At 58.0% G+C, this 17957-nt stretch carries 13 protein-coding genes; all 13 read right to left on the reverse strand.

Translation table 11 applies throughout. The features are described from left to right. Positions 1-4: 4 nt before the first annotated feature. The 13 genes from ACTNBK_RS11825 to ACTNBK_RS11885 all read right to left on the reverse strand — a co-directional run bounded on the left by ACTNBK_RS11825 (position 5) and on the right by ACTNBK_RS11885 (position 17887). A complete protein-coding gene (locus tag ACTNBK_RS11825; RefSeq protein ID WP_441146318.1) occupies positions 5-454 on the reverse strand; it encodes a flagellar export protein FliJ in 450 nt (149 codons plus the stop codon). Positions 455-481: 27 nt separating this feature from the next. Next, complete coding sequence (locus ACTNBK_RS11830) at positions 482-1783, reverse strand: FliI/YscN family ATPase (RefSeq protein WP_441146320.1); 1302 nt, start codon at positions 1781-1783, stop codon at positions 482-484. A 32-nt stretch (positions 1784-1815) separates the two neighbouring features. Next, positions 1816-2634 (reverse strand): FliH/SctL family protein, encoded by an 819-nt coding sequence (locus tag ACTNBK_RS11835; protein ID WP_441146322.1) that lies wholly within the window; start codon positions 2632-2634, stop codon positions 1816-1818. After that, positions 2627-3667 carry a flagellar motor switch protein FliG gene (fliG, locus tag ACTNBK_RS11840; protein ID WP_441146324.1) on the reverse strand — a complete coding sequence of 347 codons (1041 nt, stop codon included), beginning with the start codon at positions 3665-3667 and terminating at the stop codon, positions 2627-2629. Before fliG ends, ACTNBK_RS11835 begins: the two co-directional genes overlap by 8 nt. Then, positions 3664-5277 carry a flagellar basal-body MS-ring/collar protein FliF gene (gene fliF / locus ACTNBK_RS11845; RefSeq protein ID WP_441146326.1) on the reverse strand — a complete coding sequence of 538 codons (1614 nt, stop codon included), beginning with the start codon at positions 5275-5277 and terminating at the stop codon, positions 3664-3666. Before fliF ends, fliG begins: the two co-directional genes overlap by 4 nt. A gap of 37 nt (positions 5278-5314) precedes the next feature. Then, on the reverse strand, positions 5315-5626 hold the full coding sequence (locus ACTNBK_RS11850; RefSeq protein WP_441146327.1) for a flagellar hook-basal body complex protein FliE: 312 nt from the start codon (positions 5624-5626) through the stop codon (positions 5315-5317). A 28-nt stretch (positions 5627-5654) separates the two neighbouring features. Further along, positions 5655-6104 carry a flagellar basal body rod protein FlgC gene (gene flgC, locus ACTNBK_RS11855; RefSeq protein WP_441146329.1) on the reverse strand — a complete coding sequence of 150 codons (450 nt, stop codon included), beginning with the start codon at positions 6102-6104 and terminating at the stop codon, positions 5655-5657. A gap of 14 nt (positions 6105-6118) precedes the next feature. Next, positions 6119-6505: a flagellar basal body rod protein FlgB gene (gene flgB / locus ACTNBK_RS11860; protein WP_441146331.1), complete on the reverse strand. Its 387-nt coding sequence runs from the start codon at positions 6503-6505 to the stop codon at positions 6119-6121. A gap of 463 nt (positions 6506-6968) precedes the next feature. Continuing rightward, a complete protein-coding gene (locus tag ACTNBK_RS11865; protein ID WP_441146333.1) occupies positions 6969-10553 on the reverse strand; it encodes an S-layer homology domain-containing protein in 3585 nt (1194 codons plus the stop codon). A 75-nt stretch (positions 10554-10628) separates the two neighbouring features. Next, the gene (locus ACTNBK_RS11870; protein ID WP_441146335.1) at positions 10629-15494 is read right to left on the reverse strand and encodes an S-layer homology domain-containing protein; all 4866 of its coding nucleotides are present in this window, start codon (positions 15492-15494) and stop codon (positions 10629-10631) included. Between the two features lie 6 nt (positions 15495-15500). Beyond that, complete coding sequence (locus ACTNBK_RS11875) at positions 15501-16133, reverse strand: PilZ domain-containing protein (RefSeq protein WP_441146337.1); 633 nt, start codon at positions 16131-16133, stop codon at positions 15501-15503. Beyond that, complete coding sequence (locus tag ACTNBK_RS11880) at positions 16123-16455, reverse strand: EscU/YscU/HrcU family type III secretion system export apparatus switch protein (RefSeq protein WP_441146339.1); 333 nt, start codon at positions 16453-16455, stop codon at positions 16123-16125. The genes ACTNBK_RS11875 and ACTNBK_RS11880 overlap by 11 nt, the downstream gene beginning before the upstream one ends. Continuing rightward, positions 16442-17887: a hypothetical protein gene (locus ACTNBK_RS11885; protein ID WP_441146341.1), complete on the reverse strand. Its 1446-nt coding sequence runs from the start codon at positions 17885-17887 to the stop codon at positions 16442-16444. The genes ACTNBK_RS11880 and ACTNBK_RS11885 overlap by 14 nt, the downstream gene beginning before the upstream one ends. Between the last annotated feature and the right edge of the window lie 70 nt (positions 17888-17957).

A 17957-nucleotide genomic window follows, 5' to 3' on the forward strand; every position in this document is an offset into this window, starting at 1 on the left:
CCGTTCAACTGGCCGCTATTACGACCCGACGAGAGGCTACCAGTTCTTCGATAAACTGTTCCTCGCCCTTCTGGACCTCCTGTTGATAGGCCAGATGTTTCTTATCCTTGAGCTTCTCCAGAGAGGCAGTGTCCTGCCGGGCAGCCACCACCTGTTTGCGCTTTTCTTCGGCTTCCTTCTGGTACTGAGCCAGAATCTTCTCGTTTTTCACGATCTCGTTCTCCCAGAACCGGAGCCCACTCTCCAGCCGCATAGCCTCAGCCACCGTGATTCCGGTCGCCTCGGCCTCCCGGAACTCCCGGTTGCAGTCCTGATAGCGCTGTCGTAGTTCCTCCAGGAGCGCTTCCTGACTGCGGACCCGCTGCATGAGGATGGCATGCTCATTCTGGACCCCTTCCAGAACCTGCTGTTTATAATCTAAAACATGATCCAAAGAAAATTGAAACTTTTTCATCCTCTTTCATCCTCTGCGCCGTCTCCTTTACAGCAGCTTTCGCATGATCTCCAAATCCTGTTCGTAAGTAAAGGCCTCATTCACACCCTGGGTGAGAAAATCGTTGATTCCGTCAATCTTGCTCAGGGCATAGTCCAGTTTGGGGTTGGTACCCGCCTTGTAGGCGCCGATGGAGACCAGATCGGAGTTTTTCTCATAAACTCCCATAACATCCCGGATTTTAGCCGAGAGACGCTTGTGTTCGTCCGAGACGATGTCGGCCATCAGTCGGGAGATGCTGGCACCGATGTCGATGGCGGGGAAATGGCTGCTGTTGGCCAGCTTTCGGGAGAGAACGATGTGCCCGTCCAGGATACCACGAACGGTATCGGCAATGGGCTCATTCGTGTCATCACCCTCTACCAGCACGGTGTAGACTCCGGTGATGGAGCCCTTTTGAAAGTTTCCGCTGCGCTCCAGGAGCTTTGGTAGCTCGGCGTAGATGGAGGGGGTGTAGCCCCGGGACACCGGCGGCTCTCCTACAGCCAGGCCGATTTCCCGCTGGGCCATAGCAAACCGGGTGAGAGAGTCCATCATCAGCAGTACGTCATAGCCCTGGTCCCGGAAGTACTCCGCAATGCCTGTGGCCACCGTCGGGCACTGCTTGCGCAGCATGGCCGGCTGGTCTGAGGTTGCCACCACCAGCACCGACCGGCGCATGCCCTCAGGTCCCAGGTCCTTCTCCATAAACTCCAGCACCTCGCGGCCACGCTCGCCTACCAGGGCGATAACGTTAATGTCGGCCTTCACATTTTTGGCGATCATACCCATGAGGGTACTCTTGCCCACACCGGAACCCGCAAAGATACCGATACGCTGTCCCTTGCCGATGGTGAGCATGCTGTCGATGGCCTTCACGCCGAACTCCATCCGTTCCCGGATAGGGGGACGGGTCATGGGGTTGATGTAGTTGTTGTTCTCCACACAGAAGAGGGTGCCGCCGGAAAAGGGACCTTTGCCGTCGATAGGCTGTCCCAGGGCGTTGATGACCCGCCCCTTCAGAAAGGGACCCATCATCAAGCTCAGGCGCCGGCCTGTATTCCGCACAAAGTTCCCGGCGGAGATGCCACTCATGTCGGAGTAAGGCATGAGGAGGATGTGGTCGTCCTTGAAGCCCACCACCTCGGCCATCACCTGTCCACCGGAGCTGCCGTTGTAGATCTGGCAGATGTCCCCAACTGCCGCCCGGCCGCCGGAGGCCTCGATGGACATGCCCACAATGTTCTCGATCTTTCCGGTGTAGCTGATGGTCTCGGCTTCCTTGACCTGCTGAATCAGCTTCTGGAACATCTCCCTCGCCTCCTTGCTCCCGCATGTTCCATTCAGCCCTGGCTCAACAGCTCCCGGATATTCTGGAGCTGGGTGGATGCGCTGGCGTCGATGATCTCGTCGGGCATTTCGATGATGCAGGTGCCCGACTCGTCCTCCTGCATGGGAATGATCTTGATGTGCTCTGAGAGCCCAGCCAGGGAGCGCATGAGCTCCGGCGTGATCTGGGCCAGTTCCTTGGCGCCGCAGCCCCCCACGTAGATGTGGACCCACTCACGGCGCTTGAGCTTCTCGGTAGCCACCTGAATCATTCGGGCAATGACCCCTTGGCTGCTCTTGAGACTGATGTGGATGACCTTCTCCGCGACGGCAATACTCAGGTCCCGGAGCTCGTCCCGAGTCTCATCCAGCATGTCGTCTCTAGCGGCAGAGGCCTGCTCCAGGAAGGTCTTGACCTCCTGGGCCTGGCGGCGCTCCTGCTCCTCCAGCTTGCTCTGGCCCTCCACCTGGGCCTTCCGGAGTCCCTCTCCGTAGCCCTGGCGATAGCCCTCTTCTCTGGCATCCTCTTTGGCCTGGGCGGCTTCCTCCTCGGCCCGTTTCCGGTATTCCTCCAGGAGGGCCTCGCCCTGCCGTCTGGCATCGGCCAGGATCTCGTCGGCCTGGACCTTGGCAAAGCTGATGACTGAGGTTGCGCTGGACTGCTCCTCCTGTTCCTCCGGGCTGACAGCTTCCCCTTCGGCGTCTTCCTCTGGCTCCTCCACGGACGCCTGAGGCACTTCCACTTCCGGCTCCTCTACCGTCACCTCGTCCATAGTGGGAAATATGTACTGATCCACCGCCGGCTTCAGGAAGCTTTTGAAGATATTAGGCAATGATATCGTCCTTTCCGCCCTTGATGATAATCAGCTCGTTCTTTTCCTCCAGGTCGCGGATGATGGAAACGATGCGCTGCTGGGCCTCCTCCACATCCCGGATGCGGACATTGGAGGTGATCTCCAGGTCGTCTCTGATGCTCTGCGCCATACGGGTGGACATATTGGCAAAGATCTTGTTGGCCACCTCGGCGTTGCTGCCCTTGAGGGCCAGGACCAGATCCCTGGGATCGCAGTCTCGAACAAAGCGCTGCACCGACCTGTCGTCCATGCTGATGATGTCCTCGAAAACAAACATCCGTTTCCGGATCTCGTCGGCCAGTTCGGCATTGTGGGCAGTAAGGCGATCGAAGATGCTCTTTTCACTGGACCGATCCAGATTATTCATGATGCTGGCCACATAGTCCACACCGCCCACCTTCACATTGTTGGTGGCCATCAGGTTGGTGAACTTCTTCTCCATCTCGGCCTCAATGATCTTTACCGCCGCAGGAGAGGCACTCTCCATGTTGGCGATGTTCTCCACCACCTTCATCTGCCGGTCTGGGTCCAGCTCTTCGATGACAGCAGCCGACTTTTCCGGGTCCACGTAGGAGAGGACCAGGGCGATGGTCTGAGGCCGCTCGTGCTGGAGGGCGGCGTACAGGGACTTCTCATCCGCCTTGTTGAGGAAGGCGAATTCCCGGTTCTTGAGGGACTTGGTCACCTTTTCCAGCAGGCTTTCCGCCGCCTGGGCGCCGTAGGCCTTCTCCAGCACCGCCCTAGCATATTCCAGACCACCCTCGGTCACCGCCTTGTTGGTCTGGCACATCTGGTAGTATTCCTTCAGGACCTCCTCGGTGGTGGCCGAGTCCAGATAACCCAGGCGGGCCACCTCCAGAGTGATCTGCTCCACATCCTCAGGGTCCATATATTGATAGAGCTGGGAGGCCTTTTCCGTACCCAGAGAAACGATAACCGCAGCCGCCTTCTGTTGCCGGGTCAGCTTCACCGGGCTGCCGCCGCTCTGTGCGACGGAGACTGTCTCGCTCATTCCACACTATCCCCTTCCCGCAGCCAGGCCTTTACCATCTGCGCTGCAATTTCCGGGTTCTCCTCGGCAAACTTGCGCACATCCTTCCGCAGCTCCATGCTCTTCTCAGTGTCCATATCCATGATGTCAGCCCCCTCCGGCACCACCTGGGTAGCTGCCGGAGCGTTCTGCATCATCTGAGCCATCTGATCGGCCAGCTGGGCCGCCTGCTTCCGCTTTTTCCGCCGGCGCAGCAGGAGGAAGACCACCAGCAGCACCACAAAGACCAGCAGGCCTCCGCCCGCCGCCAGGATCGCCCACATGGGGATCGCGGACGGGACGCCGGGGACCACCACGTCGGTGTTCTCCTGATAGAAGGGGGCAATAAGGACATGGATCTTCTGGTCCTGGACGTCTTCGCCGATGCCGGCCGCCCGGGCGATGTGAGGATAGAGATCCGTCTCGTCCACTCCGCCGGCGGCAGACTGATTGATGGTAACCGACACCATAATGTCGGAGATGTACCCGGAAACATGCTCCACCTGCTGCTTGGTGGTGTCCACCAGGCGGTCGCTCTCACCGGAGCTGGAGACCACCTGTTCTGTGCCATCCACCTGCTGTTCCTGTTCCACGTAGGTACTCAGGTCAGCGTTGGACTCGGTACCGGCCGCACCGCCGGCAGTATCAGTACCGTCATTTCGGACGATCTCATCGTCCCAGATGCGCTTGCCGATGATGCCGTCATCGCTGCCTGTAGCCCAGTCCTCCAGGCTGTAGTCGGTGGAGTCGGTATAGGTCCGGTCCACGTTCACGGTGCTGTTAACGCTCACCCGAACGTTATCGGCGCCATACAGCGGTGTAAGTACCTGCATGATATTGGTACGCACACTGTTATTGACCTGCTCCTCCAGCTGCAGCTTGAGAGCGGATGTATCCTGGATATCAGTGAGGGAGTTCTCCGGGGAATAGGTGTTGCCGTAGGCATCCACAATGCTGATGTTGTCCACTTTCAGGCCCTGCAGCGACCGGCTGACCAGATTGCGGATACCCTGAGCCTGGGTGGAATCCAGCTTCATACCGTCCTTCATGGTCACCATGACGTAGGCAGAAGCCTCCACCACATTGCCGCTGTCCAGCACATAGGTCCGGTCCTCGCCAGGGGTAAATTGGACCACTGCATCCTTCACACCGTCCATGCTGCGGATGACCGCCGCAGTGCGGTCCTGAAGCTCATAGAGCACCAACTGATTCCGCTCAGCCTCGGTGGTCAGACTGCCCACATGGTCAAAATAGGTGGAGTAGGCAAAACCCGAACTGGGGTAGCCCTCGGTCAGCAGTGCCGCCTTCAGCTGTGCCTCCTGATCCTCCGGCACCAGAATGGTGTTGTCTCCGCTTACTTTATAATCAGTCACACCATTGTCGGAGAGATAGGTCACGATGGCGGACATGTCCGTCTGGTTGAGCTCAGTGAACAGCGTGACATAGGGACGGTTCATGCTCACTGCCACGATGACAGCAATGACTACCAGCATCGCCAGCAGGACTGCACCCAACAGTATTTTTGTTTTCTTCCCGGTGCCTGACCACCACTGCTTTCCCTTGCTCAGAAAGCCCTTTACCTTCTCCTGCACAGTCCCAGCCTCCGCTCACGGGTTACTTCTTTCTATATTACATGCTGATGCGCATCAATTCGCTGTATGCATCCAGTGCTCGATTTCTCAGCTGTATCAGCAGTTCCAGCGACGTAGACGCATCGGTAGCCGCAATGGTCACCTCCGCAGGGTTGTCCAACTGTCCGGTCGCCAGAAGATACTCTTTCTCTCTGTAAATCGCATCGGTCTCCCGTACGTTCTCAATCGCCGACTGAAATACATCTGCAAAGGGAAGCGCCGGTCCATCTATCTGACCGACGCTCGTGGTCCCTCCCGCTGCGGCGTTCTCCCACAGGGGACGAATGGCCGCCATTGTCTGTAGTTCCATACTCATTCCGCTTCACCCCACTTACGGCTTATTTCCCAATCTCAAGTCCCTTGGCAGTAACCTGCTTGAGCACATTGAAAGCGGTTACATTTGCAGAATAGGCCTGATTTGCCGCCATGGCATCGGCCATCTCCTTCACCAGGTCCACATTAGGCATCTCCACATAGCCATCCGCATTCGCATCCGGGTGAGTAGGAGCATAGACCAGCTTGAAGTCAGAGGGATCTTCCGCCACCTCAGCCACGCGGACACCGCCCTGCTGGTTCTGGACCTCCTCACCTCTGGCCCGCGCCAACGCGGCCTGGAACGGGGTCTGAGCGCCCGCCTCCTCCAGCACAACTATCTTCCGGCGGTAAGGCCCGCCTGCTTCGGTGCGGGTGGTGGACATATTGGTGATATTTTCCGAAATTACATCCAGCCGGAACTGTTGGGCAGTCAATCCAGATCCGACCACATTCATAGAACTAAGAAAGGCCATGTCGCTCCCTCCCTTTAACCGCCGATTGCCTTACGAAGCAAAGAAAAATCACTGGAGATAGCGTCCATCACATATTGTAGCTGGTACCCATTCCTGGCCAGTTCAACTGCCTGCTCCGTGATATTGACACCGTTGTCATCCATTCGTGTGCTCTCCTCTGCCTCCAGGACCTGAATGCTTGCATCCTCAATGGCCTGTCGGACCGAAGAGACACCGCCGCCTTGCTTCTGGACCGCGGAGCGGATGGCATCTTCCAGTGATTCTTCAAATGTAACATATTTTGTTTTGTAGCCAGGTGTCTCAACATTTGCAATGTTATCCAATATGCAGCTTTGCTTTGTCCACAGGTATTCCATCGAGCGCCGCATCATCACATCTGAGGCTTGCATGATCGAATCCATTATTTTTTACCTCGTTTTCCAGCCGAAATCTGACTAATTATCCATAAATACTCAACTTTTCCCAATCAATGGAAAAGGTCGTTTCCTCTTTTGTCAGATCCTGTACCGCACAAAAGTTATATTTTTCACTATAGAATTTATTCTAGATTATTTCTGTAATTTTTTCAAGTGCATATGCTTAAAAAAAATGATTTTTTTCTCTTGTGCACTGTTTTTCTATGTGTGCTATCTTTGCTCTTGTCATTTTGACAATTTTACTTTTTAACTTCCATTTCGAAACTTGTATTATTTTCCTTCGAAGTTCTAATATAACGATTCCGAACTTTTAATTACTTATTCCCATATATAACTAATAGTATATTTTAACATCTCATTTTTTGGACTTTTACCTTTTATTATTCTAAAATGGAAGAATCACCATCGTAACACTGGTGCCACGATGGTGATCCTTTTACAATCTGTATTAAATGGTCAGTGCCCGTGCCAGGACCACGACCATTTCGGCACGGGTCATTCTTTCTAGAGGAGAAAGGAGACCATCCGAGGTCCCAGTGATGATACCGTAGGAGACCATAGTGGCCATCGCATCCTGGGCATAGGGTGTTACCGTCCCGCCATCCGGGTAACTGTACAGCAGTGCGGTGTTTCCGGCATCCATACTCCAGCCCGCCGCCTGCATAGCACGTTTCAGGAAAACCATAGCATCCTGCCGAGTGAGCGGATCTGTGGGATGGAAACCGCCATCCGGATAACCATCAGCGATGTTAAGGACCTGAGCCGTGGTCACCGCCTGGGCGTAATAGCTACCGGCCGGCACGTCGGGGAAACCCACACCGCCGGTAGCCTGTAGATCAAAAGCCCGGCAGAGCATGAGCACGAAATCGCCCCGGGTGATCTGGAGGTTGGGGCCAAAGGTTCCGCTGCCCGTTCCCGTGACTACACCGTTTTCATAGAGAAGGTCTACTGCGGATACCGCCCAGCTGGCGTTGGACATATCGTAGAAATATCTGGAGTTGGTATTGGGCTGTATCCTGATCTGGACTTGCCCCTGGTAGGTATTGCCTCGACTGTCGGTTCCTGTATAGGCGATTGTAACAGTCCCCTGATAGCCTGACTTAGGCACGAAGGTCACCTCAGAGAGGTTGGGGGTACTGTCAGGGTAATATGTGGTGCTAGACCGGACCTCAGTACCGGTGTCACTCAGATCGGTGTACCGGTAATAGAGGTGGCCGTAGGAGCTACTGGGAGAGGTGAACTGCACCGACTTCAACGTGCCCAGACCACGGTCGCTGCAGGCGGCGGTGAAGTCCTGCGCCCGGAACGTGACGGGGGCGTAGGCGGTGGTGTAGGTGATGAGGGTGGGGCCGGCGGGGGCCTCTACCGTGATCTCCACGGTGCCCTCAAACTTTTCTCCGTTGGTGTTCCAACCGGTAAAGTCGATGCTGACGGTTCCGGCGAAGTTCTCATCGGGGACAAAGGTCACCTTGTCCAGATAGGGGTTTCCGGAGCGGTAGTAGCTCTTGGAAGCGGTCACCTTGCTCTCGTACTCGCCGTCATCATAGTCGTAGTAAAGGGTCCCCTTGGAGGAGGAGGGCAGTTCAAAGCGGACATAGCGCAGCCGCTGGCCGGTCAGGTCCTCCGACAGGGAATCGAAGTCGCCGTCGTCAAAGGTAACGGTGCCACCATAGCGGACGGTATAGGCAATCTGATCGCTCCGGGAGTCCACCCCGATCTCCACGGTGCCCTCGAACTTCTCGTCGTTGGTGCTGTACCCCGTAAAGTCAATGGATACGGTACCAGTAAAGCCGCTCTTGGGCACGAAGGTCACCTTATCCAGGTAGGGGCTGGAGGAGCGGTAGTAGCTCTGGGAGGCGGTCACCTTGCTGTCGTAGTTGCCGTTGCTGTAATTGTAGTAGAGGGTGCCCTCCGACGAGGACGGCAAGGTAAAGCGGACGTACTTCAGGGTGCTGCCGGTGAGGTCCCGGCACAGGGCGTTGAAGTCGCTGTCGTCAAAGGTCACCCTGCCGCCCTCATAAGCGGAGTAGCGAATGTCGCCCTTGCCGACCTTCCCCACCGAGATCGACACCGTGCCGGAGAACTGGTTGCCCTTGATGTCCCAGGCGGTGAAACTCAGACTCACGGTGCCGGTATAGTCGGAGGCCGCCACGAAGGTGACCCGCCGCAGATAGGGGGAGGAGGAGCGGTAGTAGCTCTGGGACTCGGTGACCCGGCTGTCATAGCCGCCGCTGCTGGTATAGTTGTAATAGAGGGTGCCCTTGGAGGAGGCAGGCAGGGTGAAGCGGACATAGTCCAGGGCGTAGCCGGTAACGTTCTTGGACAGATCGTTGAAGTCGCCATCGGCCAGGGTGAGCTTGCCGCCCTGGGAGATGGAGTAGCTGAGGTCTCCGGTGGCGGAGGTCTCGGTCACCCGGATCTTCACCCTGCCCCGGAAGGAGTCGCCGTTGACGTCGTAAGCGGTATAGGTGACCAAGGTCTCGCCGGAATAGCTCCCTACCGGCACGAAGTACACATCGGCCAGGCTGGGAGAGCCGTTGCGGCGGTACTGCTTGGCCTCGTCCACCTTGCTGCCGTAGTTCTGGGCGGAGACATAGCCGTAATAGAGGGTGCCCTGGCTGCTGTCGGGCTGAGCAAAGACCACATAGCTCACGTCCCGGCCCGTGCGGCTGCGGCACATACGGTTGAAGTCGTCCACGTTGAACTGGACCGCCTTCTGGCTGGTGGTGGAGTAGGTGATCTCCTCCAGTTCGGCCACGGTCACCTCGATGGTGCCCTGGAAGAAGGTGGTGCCGTCGGCATAGCCGGTGTAGTTGATAACAGCGGTGCCGCTGAAATCGGCCTTAGGCACGAAATAGATGTCCGAGATGGCCATCTGGCCCAGGGAGGGGCTGACGTAATAGCGCTCACCGGTGCCGATTCCCGCGCCGGTATCGCTGTCGGACTGGTAGCGGTAGTAGAGGGTGCCCTGACTGGTGGACACCGACAGGCCGCTGATGTAGCTCAGGGAGCGGCCCAGCACATTGCTGGCCTGGGTCTGAATCCGGGACTGGATGCTGGAAAAGCTCAGCGGCGCCCCGGCGTCCACCGACGCGGTAATGATGTCGGCGGTGTTGCGCTTGACCGTGACCTCACAGGTGGCTGTATAGGCCGTGCCGGCCGAGGCAGTGATAACGGCCGTCCCCTCCGCCTTGGCATAGAGATAGCCGTTGGATACTGTCACCACATTGGGATCAGAAGAACTCCAGGTCACCGTCTTCTTTTCCAAGTCACCGCCATAGGCCGTGACAGACAGGGTATAGGTATCCCGCTCCTTCAGAGAGAGGGAGGTCTTGTCCAGAACGATGCCCCGAACCACCACGGTGCAGGTGTCATCATAGGTGCCGGAGGAGGCGGTGATGACAGAGGTCCCCGGCGTATTTCCCGCCTGGACCAGTCCTGTATTCTCGTCCACGGTAGCGATTGCCGCGTCACTGCTGCGCCACTTGACCGTCTGATCCGCTGTATCAGGCAACACCTCGGCCTTCAGGGTCAGAGAGCCGTTCCGCTCCATCTCCACCTGGTCACCATTGGTAATGGTGACACTGGCAGGATCGGTGGGCGCCACCTCCACCTGGCACGTGGCCGGCCCCACCGGCTTTCCATTGATCTCGGTAGTGGCGGTCACAGTAACAGGCACAGTAACGGTGGTCTCTGCAGTCTTTTCCGCCTTGATGGTCACTGTAAGAGGATCATCTTCATTTTTCTGGATGGAAATACGGCCATAGTTGTTCTCCGTATTCCATGTGACGTTCAACCCTTCCAGCTGTTCCTCTGACAGGGCCGGAGCGATGGTAGCGGTGAGCGTCTTCTCCTCCCCGACCTTCATCGTGGGGAAGCTGGTGGGCAGCGTGATGGTATAGCTGGTCTCCTGGGGCGGCTCCTCCGTTTGGGGCTCGTCCACCTCTGCTGCCCACGACACTGGAACAGAGGTGCTCAGCATGGCCAGTGTCAGAAACAGAGCCAATACTCTGTTGATGGTTCGCTGTGTCATATCAAAACCTCCTTGGGCAAAGGGGAGCCCCGGAACGGAATTTCCCCCCGCTCCGGGCTCCGGGCAGGTCTCACCTTATTTGGTGGGGCGGTAATCTCCCGAGATCACCACGAACTTGCCCGCCTGTACGAAGCCTTCCACTCCGCTCGCACCTTCCTGGAACTGAATGATGAAGGGTGTGGCAATGCTGTTTTCCGAGGCGTCGCTCACAAATCCCTTGTTGGAGAAAATGATGCTGGCCCCGTTGGCAATGTCTGTAAATTTAATGGTGAAGGTATTGGTGGGCGTAGTGCTGTAGCCGGCGGTCGTGAAGGTGCCGCCTGTCAGCTCCGAAGCGGCGATGATGGAGATATAGTCCTTGGTATCACCGTAGGGGTTGGCCACCACCGGACGCAGCGTGTTGGAGTCGGCGCCGCTGCCGCCGCTCACCTTGTCCATATAGTAGACCTGCTCGTTGAAGGTCAAGGTCAGCGTCCCGGAGTAGACACCCTTGGAAGAGCCCTGCTGGATGGTAGCGCCTACATAAATAAGATAGGGAGGTTCCTTGTCCCGGATGTGGACGTTCTCCACTGCCTTGAAGGAGTATCCACTTCCCAGAATATTTTTGGCGGTGGCCAGGCAGTAGAAGTAAGTGGCATTGTCCGCATTCTCGCTCTTCATGGCATCGGTGAAGTCCACAACCTGCGACTTTTCCTTGGTTGTGGTCATATCACCGGTATCCACCGGGGTACCACCGCTGGTGATCTGCCGCTGGATAATCTGCTGGACCGTCAATTTATCCGGCTCACTGGCATAGTGGTCGAAGTAGGACTCGCCGGTGGAGGCATCATAGGTCTCCAACATGGCCTCCAGCCATGTCATGGTCTTTGTCTCATCCCCCGACGTACTGGACACTTTGTAGGAGATGCTCTTGGTGGTAAACTGGCTGGGCAGCTGCTTGGGGGCAAAGAGGGCGTAGTCCAGATCCGCATCCTCACTGGTGGTGAAAGCCACCTCCGGGTTCAGGGCCTCCAGCGTGATGTAGGGCACCTCCACCTCATCGGTCCGGAAATAATAAGCATAAACCTGGGAATAACTCTGGTTGGATCTGCCCTGGATGACAAAGTAGACGATATAATCCTGGTTTGGCTGGAGCCCATCCACCAGCTCTGTCTCCTCGATGGTGCCTACCGACACTGTACCATGCTTGTAAATGGAACTGGTCAGTTTGTCCGCTTCAATGATGTTCAGGGTATCCGGCTGGGTAAAGGTATAGTCATAGCGGAAGTTACCGCTGTCGTACTCGCCGGCGTGGGGGAGATCACCTGCGTTATCCTTGCCAAAGCTCACATCCTTGCCGCCGGTATCCTTACCCTCGGTGGTGACCGTACCGGCAGGCGCGATGAGGTAGTACACCGTTCCCTCACGGTCCAGCATCAGGGACATGTTCACCGCCGAGGAACCCGCCGTAAAGGTCGGGCGACCACTGGCAAACCGGGGAGGCGTTTGGTCGCTGAACTGCTTGGTCAGAGTGAAGTCGGAGGGCTGTCCGATGTTGGTCAACCCCTCTTTGAGCATGGTTTCGTAGTTGTCTTCCGAGAGGTTGTTGGCCAGGGCGCTCAGGTCATTGGTCGTACCCGCCAGAATGTTGACCCCGATCCGGACCCGCTGGCTCCAGGTTTCCGGGTCCGTCAGCGTACCGATCTGGGTGAAATGGATGGCGTATTCGTATTTGGCGCTCTCCTTCAGAGTGTTGAGCTGTGCGAAATCAGGGTTGTTGGAGCGATCCAGAAAATGCCGGGTCAGGCTGACGCCCACCCGTTCCGTACCGCCTGGGACGGTAATGCTCTCCGACCCCAGCAGTTTCCAGTCCTTCTGTCCCCCGGGCTCCGTATCTCGGTAATAGAGTTCGAACTTCACGCTGGTATCCGACCAGATGACCATATCCCAGTCCACGCTGTCCGCCGTACTCTCCGTAGTGGTGGGGGTCAGAGTCCAGCTCACATCCACACGGTTTTCATCCTCGTCTTTATCGCTCAGTCCCAGACTAGTGACATTGGGATTGCTCAGATTTACAATAGCAAAGACCGTCTTGAAGGGGTCCAACGGCGTCTTTCCCATAATATTTTTAGTCTCCGACGTGTCCGCGATGGTACCCGCCTCAATCTCAAAATAGTACTTTACACCGCTTTGCAGATTTAGAGCACTGGTGGCTGCAGTCGTCTGGGTAGGGAAGGTAACCACCGTCTTGCCTTCCTCCATGGTAATCTCAGCGTAGCGGTAATCGATGACCCACTCGTCCTTTTCCTTATCCGTCCCAGAGGTAGCCTCAGGCACCGTTTCAGGCCGACCATTACCGGTATCTACATACAGCTTGATGCTGTTGCGAAGGAAGTTTGCCATCTTGTTCCGGGCATCCGAATCCCCTGAACCAGCCTGGGTGGCATCCTCATAGAGCTTGGTCAGCTCTGTATTGGTGGCGGCATCCCGCACCGCCTCGCTGAACACCAGACGGATGTCAGTATTGGGCAGGGGCGTGGTGGTATCCGTTCCGTTGTACTTGGTGAACTCCTGGGTGACGGTGGGGGCGTTGGGATCGGCGGTGTGAATGGTGATCTTCTTCACCGTGGCGGAGTAGTTGCCCGCCTTGTCCTGGGCCACATAATAGAGATCGTAGGCCTTCTCCGCCTCCAGACCGCTAATGGTGAAGGTCACATCCTTGCCCTCGGTCATGCTCACCTTGCCGCTCTTGAGGGCGTTCATGCCCGCCGAGGCCTGGAGCTTGGCGGTGTCACTGGCCAAATCCACCGCGCCGGACTGGCCCGCCAGGGGCTTGGGGTACTCCTCGCCCTGGGCTACCACCACCCAATACAGGGTGCCGGCCTCGTTCAGATTGGCATACATACCCACGGAGGTCTTATCCACCTTGTTGATGGTGGGCTCAGTGTTAAACACCGGGGGCGTCTTGTCCACGGTGGTGAAGCTCAGCTTCTTCACCGCCGAGCTCTGGGCGCCGTCCACATCCGTGAGCCACAGATAGAGGTCATAGCTCTCCAGCTCCTCCAGGGGCACGCTGTTCACGTCGAAGGAGTAAGGGGTGTTCTTGGTCACGTCCAGGGTGCCGAAGCCCAGGTTGCCGGTGACGGCGTTGGCCTTAAAGTCACTGGCCGTGGGGGCTGCGGAGCCCTTGGGCAGCACCGCCCAGTACAAGCGGCAGGTCTTGGTGGGCATGGCCGTCACCTGGGCGGAGATGTTGGTGATTTTGGAGAGGTAGGGGTAGCCGGAAGCGAAGTCGGGCTTTGTGTTGTCCGGCGTGGTGAAGGAGATGACCTTCAAAGGGCTCTGGTCCCCTCGGGCGTCCACAAAGACGGTGGAGAGGTAGTAGGAGCCGTCGGAGGTCAGTCCGCTGATTTTGGAGGTACCGGGCTGGTTGGAGCCGCCCAGGGTCACAGTGCCCTGCTTGACGATGGTGGTGGCGTAGGACTGGGGGTTGATGAGGTCATCCACCCCCACCGAGCCGTCGGTCACCGAGGTGATGGCCCAGTAGACGGTGCCCCGCTTATTGGCGCTGAAGCTGGCCGTGGCGCTGGTGGGCGCAAGATCCGTGATCTCGGGATATCCCGCCAGCAGCCGGGGGTCGGCGGAGGACTCCGCCGCCGCCGCGCTGTCCATCTGCTCTCCGTCAATGGTAGCAGTGACACCCGGGCGGACCACGATCTGGTCGGGCAGCATGGAGACCGTGCTGCCGTCGGCGTTCACCGTCAGGTTGGCGATGTCGCCGTCGCCCGTGACAGTAGTGGCCACGTCCAGATTCACATTACCCACCTGAGCACCGGCGGTGATGCTCAGGGTGGACCCGGTGGCTTTTTCATCCACGGTGATGGTATCCACCTCGCCGGCAGCCACACCGATGCTGGATTTGGGCGTCAGGTTCACCACTTCTTTGACGTTGCCCGCCAGCTTCAGGCTGCGTCCTTCCTCGCCGTCCAGCTCGATGCGGCTCAGGCCGTAACCCGCCGGGGTGTTGTCCGCCAGGTAGCTGTCGGTACGCACACTGGTGGTGGTGATGACACCATCGCCCTCCACCCGGAGGGAAACCAGCTGGTTCTTGATATTGTCCACGATGAGCTTGGGGGCGTCCACGTTGCGCAGGACGATACTGTCATCGCCGCCCTCGCTGACACCACCTCCGCTGACTACGATCTCACCCAGCACGGTGACGTTCTCCAGGTGCACGTCGCCCAAGTCCACACCAGCGGTAATGTAAAGGTTTCCGGCGATAGTGGTATCCCGCAGGGTAATGCCGGAATCAGTGATGACCACGTTGCCGTAAACATTGCCCAGGGTATGCTCTCCCGGCTCCTGGACCGGAGTGCCGATGGCATTGGTGACCATGATGGCCACCTCACCCCTGGTGATGGGGTCCTGAGGCCGGAAGCTACCGTCCGGATAGCCGGAGATAAGGTTGTAGGCAGCCGCCGTGCTCACCAGACCGCTGCTCCAGTTGCTCAGCTCTCGGCCGTCAGTGAAGTCGGTGTTCTCCCCCACCGCCGGCTGCATCATCAGGTTCCGGGCCAGGATGACCGTCGCCTCTTCCCGGGTGATCTCCGCAAGAGGCGAAAAGGTGCTGGCCGAAGTGCCGTTAATATACCCCGCTGTATAGGCGATGGCCACATCCTCGGCATACCAGTCGGTATCTTTCACATCAGTAAAGGGCGTGCTCCCCATCTTCTCATAGCCAAAGGCCCGGTTGATGATGGTAACAAACTCCGCCCGGGTGATGTCGTTGTCCGGATTCAGGTTCCCATCGATGTCGCCGCGCATGAAGCCCCAACCCACCATCTGGTTCAGATAGGGCTCCGTATAGCTTGCCGCCACGGCAGTCAGGGCTGTCTGGGGCATCATGGCCGCCAGCATGGCCAGCAGCAGGAATGCGCCAATTCGCCGAAATCTCCCCTTCATGTCCCTTTACTTCCTTTCTTCTTTTCCGGTATCTCCACTGGACGGGGTACCCCGGCCCGGCTCTGCCGGATAGCGGAGCTGAATGTTAAATACTGCTTCCCGTATCATGCTCTCCTCTTCCCGGAGCAGATCCACAAACTCTGCCGCATAGAGGGGGACTGGTTCTGAACTTGGCCGTTGATGCAAAATCTTCAGCTTCAACAGGAGAGGCTGAGATGTCACCGGCACTACGATTTGGGCGATTTCCCCATTTCCCAGGTCCTGCGCACAGTAAAACGCCACACCGCCGCAGCTTAGGTCCCGGCTCAGAATGAGCCGGCGCCCTTTCCAACCGCCGGAGACGGGATAGAGAAAGCTCTGGAACTGGACCGGCATCCTCAAGTTCTCCCGTACCGTACCGTCCAGTTCCCGGACGGCCTCTACCCACACCTGGTTTCCCTCGTGACGCACAATCCGCCCTTCGGCGGCAGCCCATTCCTCCGAAGTGCCCACCAGTGTGACGTTCTTATGGGATAAGATCCGCTCCAGATCTTCGTCGCTCGCCTCCAGCCGCCACACCGGCGCGTCTAGGCCCTCCGGTGACATACACCGTGCCACCGGCCTGCCCAGGCTGTCCAGGACAAGATACTTATACGCCATGATGCTCTCCCCCCTGCTGACGCGCCTGCCGCTCCCGCTGATACTTCTCCGGGTCAGCAGGATCAAAATTCAAAAAGTAGAGATAGATCTCTACCACCGCTTCATAGAGCTCCTCTGGAATCTCCTTCCCCAGTTCCATCTGGGAGAGGACCGTAGCCAGGGAGTTGTCCTCATAGACAGGCACGCCATTCTCTGAGGCCACCTCCACAATTTTTTCCGCCAGGTTGCCCATACCGGAAGCCACAATCACCGGCGCTCCGTCGTCGGCGCCGTAGCGAAGTGCCACGGCTCGCTTTGCCTGTCCCTGATCAGATCTTAACATTCACACTTCGCTTCCCTTCAAACAGATCCGGAAACACGTCGGTGATGGCCAGCGGCCGCTGGCTCTTGGTCACCCGCACGCTCCTACCGTCCAGGCCGTGGTCGGCCAGGATATCCTTCAGATCCTGGGCGATCTGGTCTTGGTGGGCCGCCACGGCGTCCGGACCAAACACCGCCAGGTCCACCTGGCCCTCCCGGGCAGCCAGGGTCATGTCCAGAAAGCCAAGGCCCTGGATATCCAGCTTAAAGAGGAACTGGATTTTCCCCCCTCTACCCGACTTTCCACCCTGCTCCCGGTCCTCCTCCGCATCCGGGTCCACCCAGAACTCAGAGTACATCATCTTGTTTTCCCATTCCAAGGGGAGAATACCGTGGCGCAGCGGCATAAAGACGCTCTCGTTGATGAGGATAGACCGCACGATCTCCTGAAACGCCTCCCGGGCCTCGGCGCCGAATTCTCCCCGCAGGGCCTTGGAGGCCATGTCGGAGAGCTTTTCGGCAAAGGTATCCGTCCGGGCGGCCTGGGTAAATGTGTTCTCTCGCAGCAGCTTGAGCAGCGCCTTGTCGTCCAGCTGGTTGAGGCCGGACAGGGTGTCGCCGTAGCCGCTCAGCTGTCGGAAGGCCGCAAGGAGCCCCTCCTCGCCGCCGTTTTCGTACCGCGCCACATTCAGCATCAGCAGACTGATGAGTCCCCGGGCCGTCCCCATGTCGTGGGTGCGCTCCACATAGGTGGAGAGATACGGCATGATCTCTCCCTGGAGCAGCTTGAGTGCCCCGGTCCGGTCCCCCGCCTGGAGGCTGTTCTCCAGCCTGGCAGACAGCTCCAGCAGCTTACCACTCCAGCTCTTGGGCATGTACTCGGGCAGCTGCCGCAAGAGCCGGGACAGATTCCCGGCCACGTGCTCCGTGGAGGAGAAGTCGCTGTACCGCTTTAGGAAGGCTAGAATCCCGTCCCGGACCCCCTGACTGGGAGTCTCCTGGTAGGCCTGCCGCAGGAGGGAGAGCAGCGGCCCGCTGAACCGGTTGCCCGCCGCCATCTGGTCCAGGAAAAACTGCTTGAATCCATCCGCATCCAAGCGGAGCATCTGGAGAAATTGGGCCATCTCCTCGGCCACACCCTGGGTCAGCCCAGGCATGGTCACCAGCCCGCGTATCCAGGTGATGGCCTTAGCCAGCTCGGCCTGTACGTCGGGGGCATCCCGCAGGGCCTGGAGGAAAAACTGGAGGTTAGAGTCATATCGCAGCGCGTCAGAGTCCAGAGCATTTCCAGCGCCCTTCTGGTCTGTCCGGGCGTCTGCCCGCCCCACCCGGCTTGGATCAGGGATATTCTGAATGCTGGTATCCGTGGGTTTCGGTGTGGTGGGAAGGGTGCGGGTGTTGTTTGGCCCGTCATAGCCCGGCACCGGATTGGTCACACCCATCAAGTTTGCCATTTCTATCACCTTATCTTATTATCCCATAAAATTGCCCGTCTGTCTTCCCCAATCTACCGCCTATCATCGT

This window comes from Intestinimonas sp. HCP28S3_D6, from assembly GCF_052065695.1.
Classification (GTDB): Bacteria; Bacillota; Clostridia; order Oscillospirales; family Oscillospiraceae; genus Intestinimonas.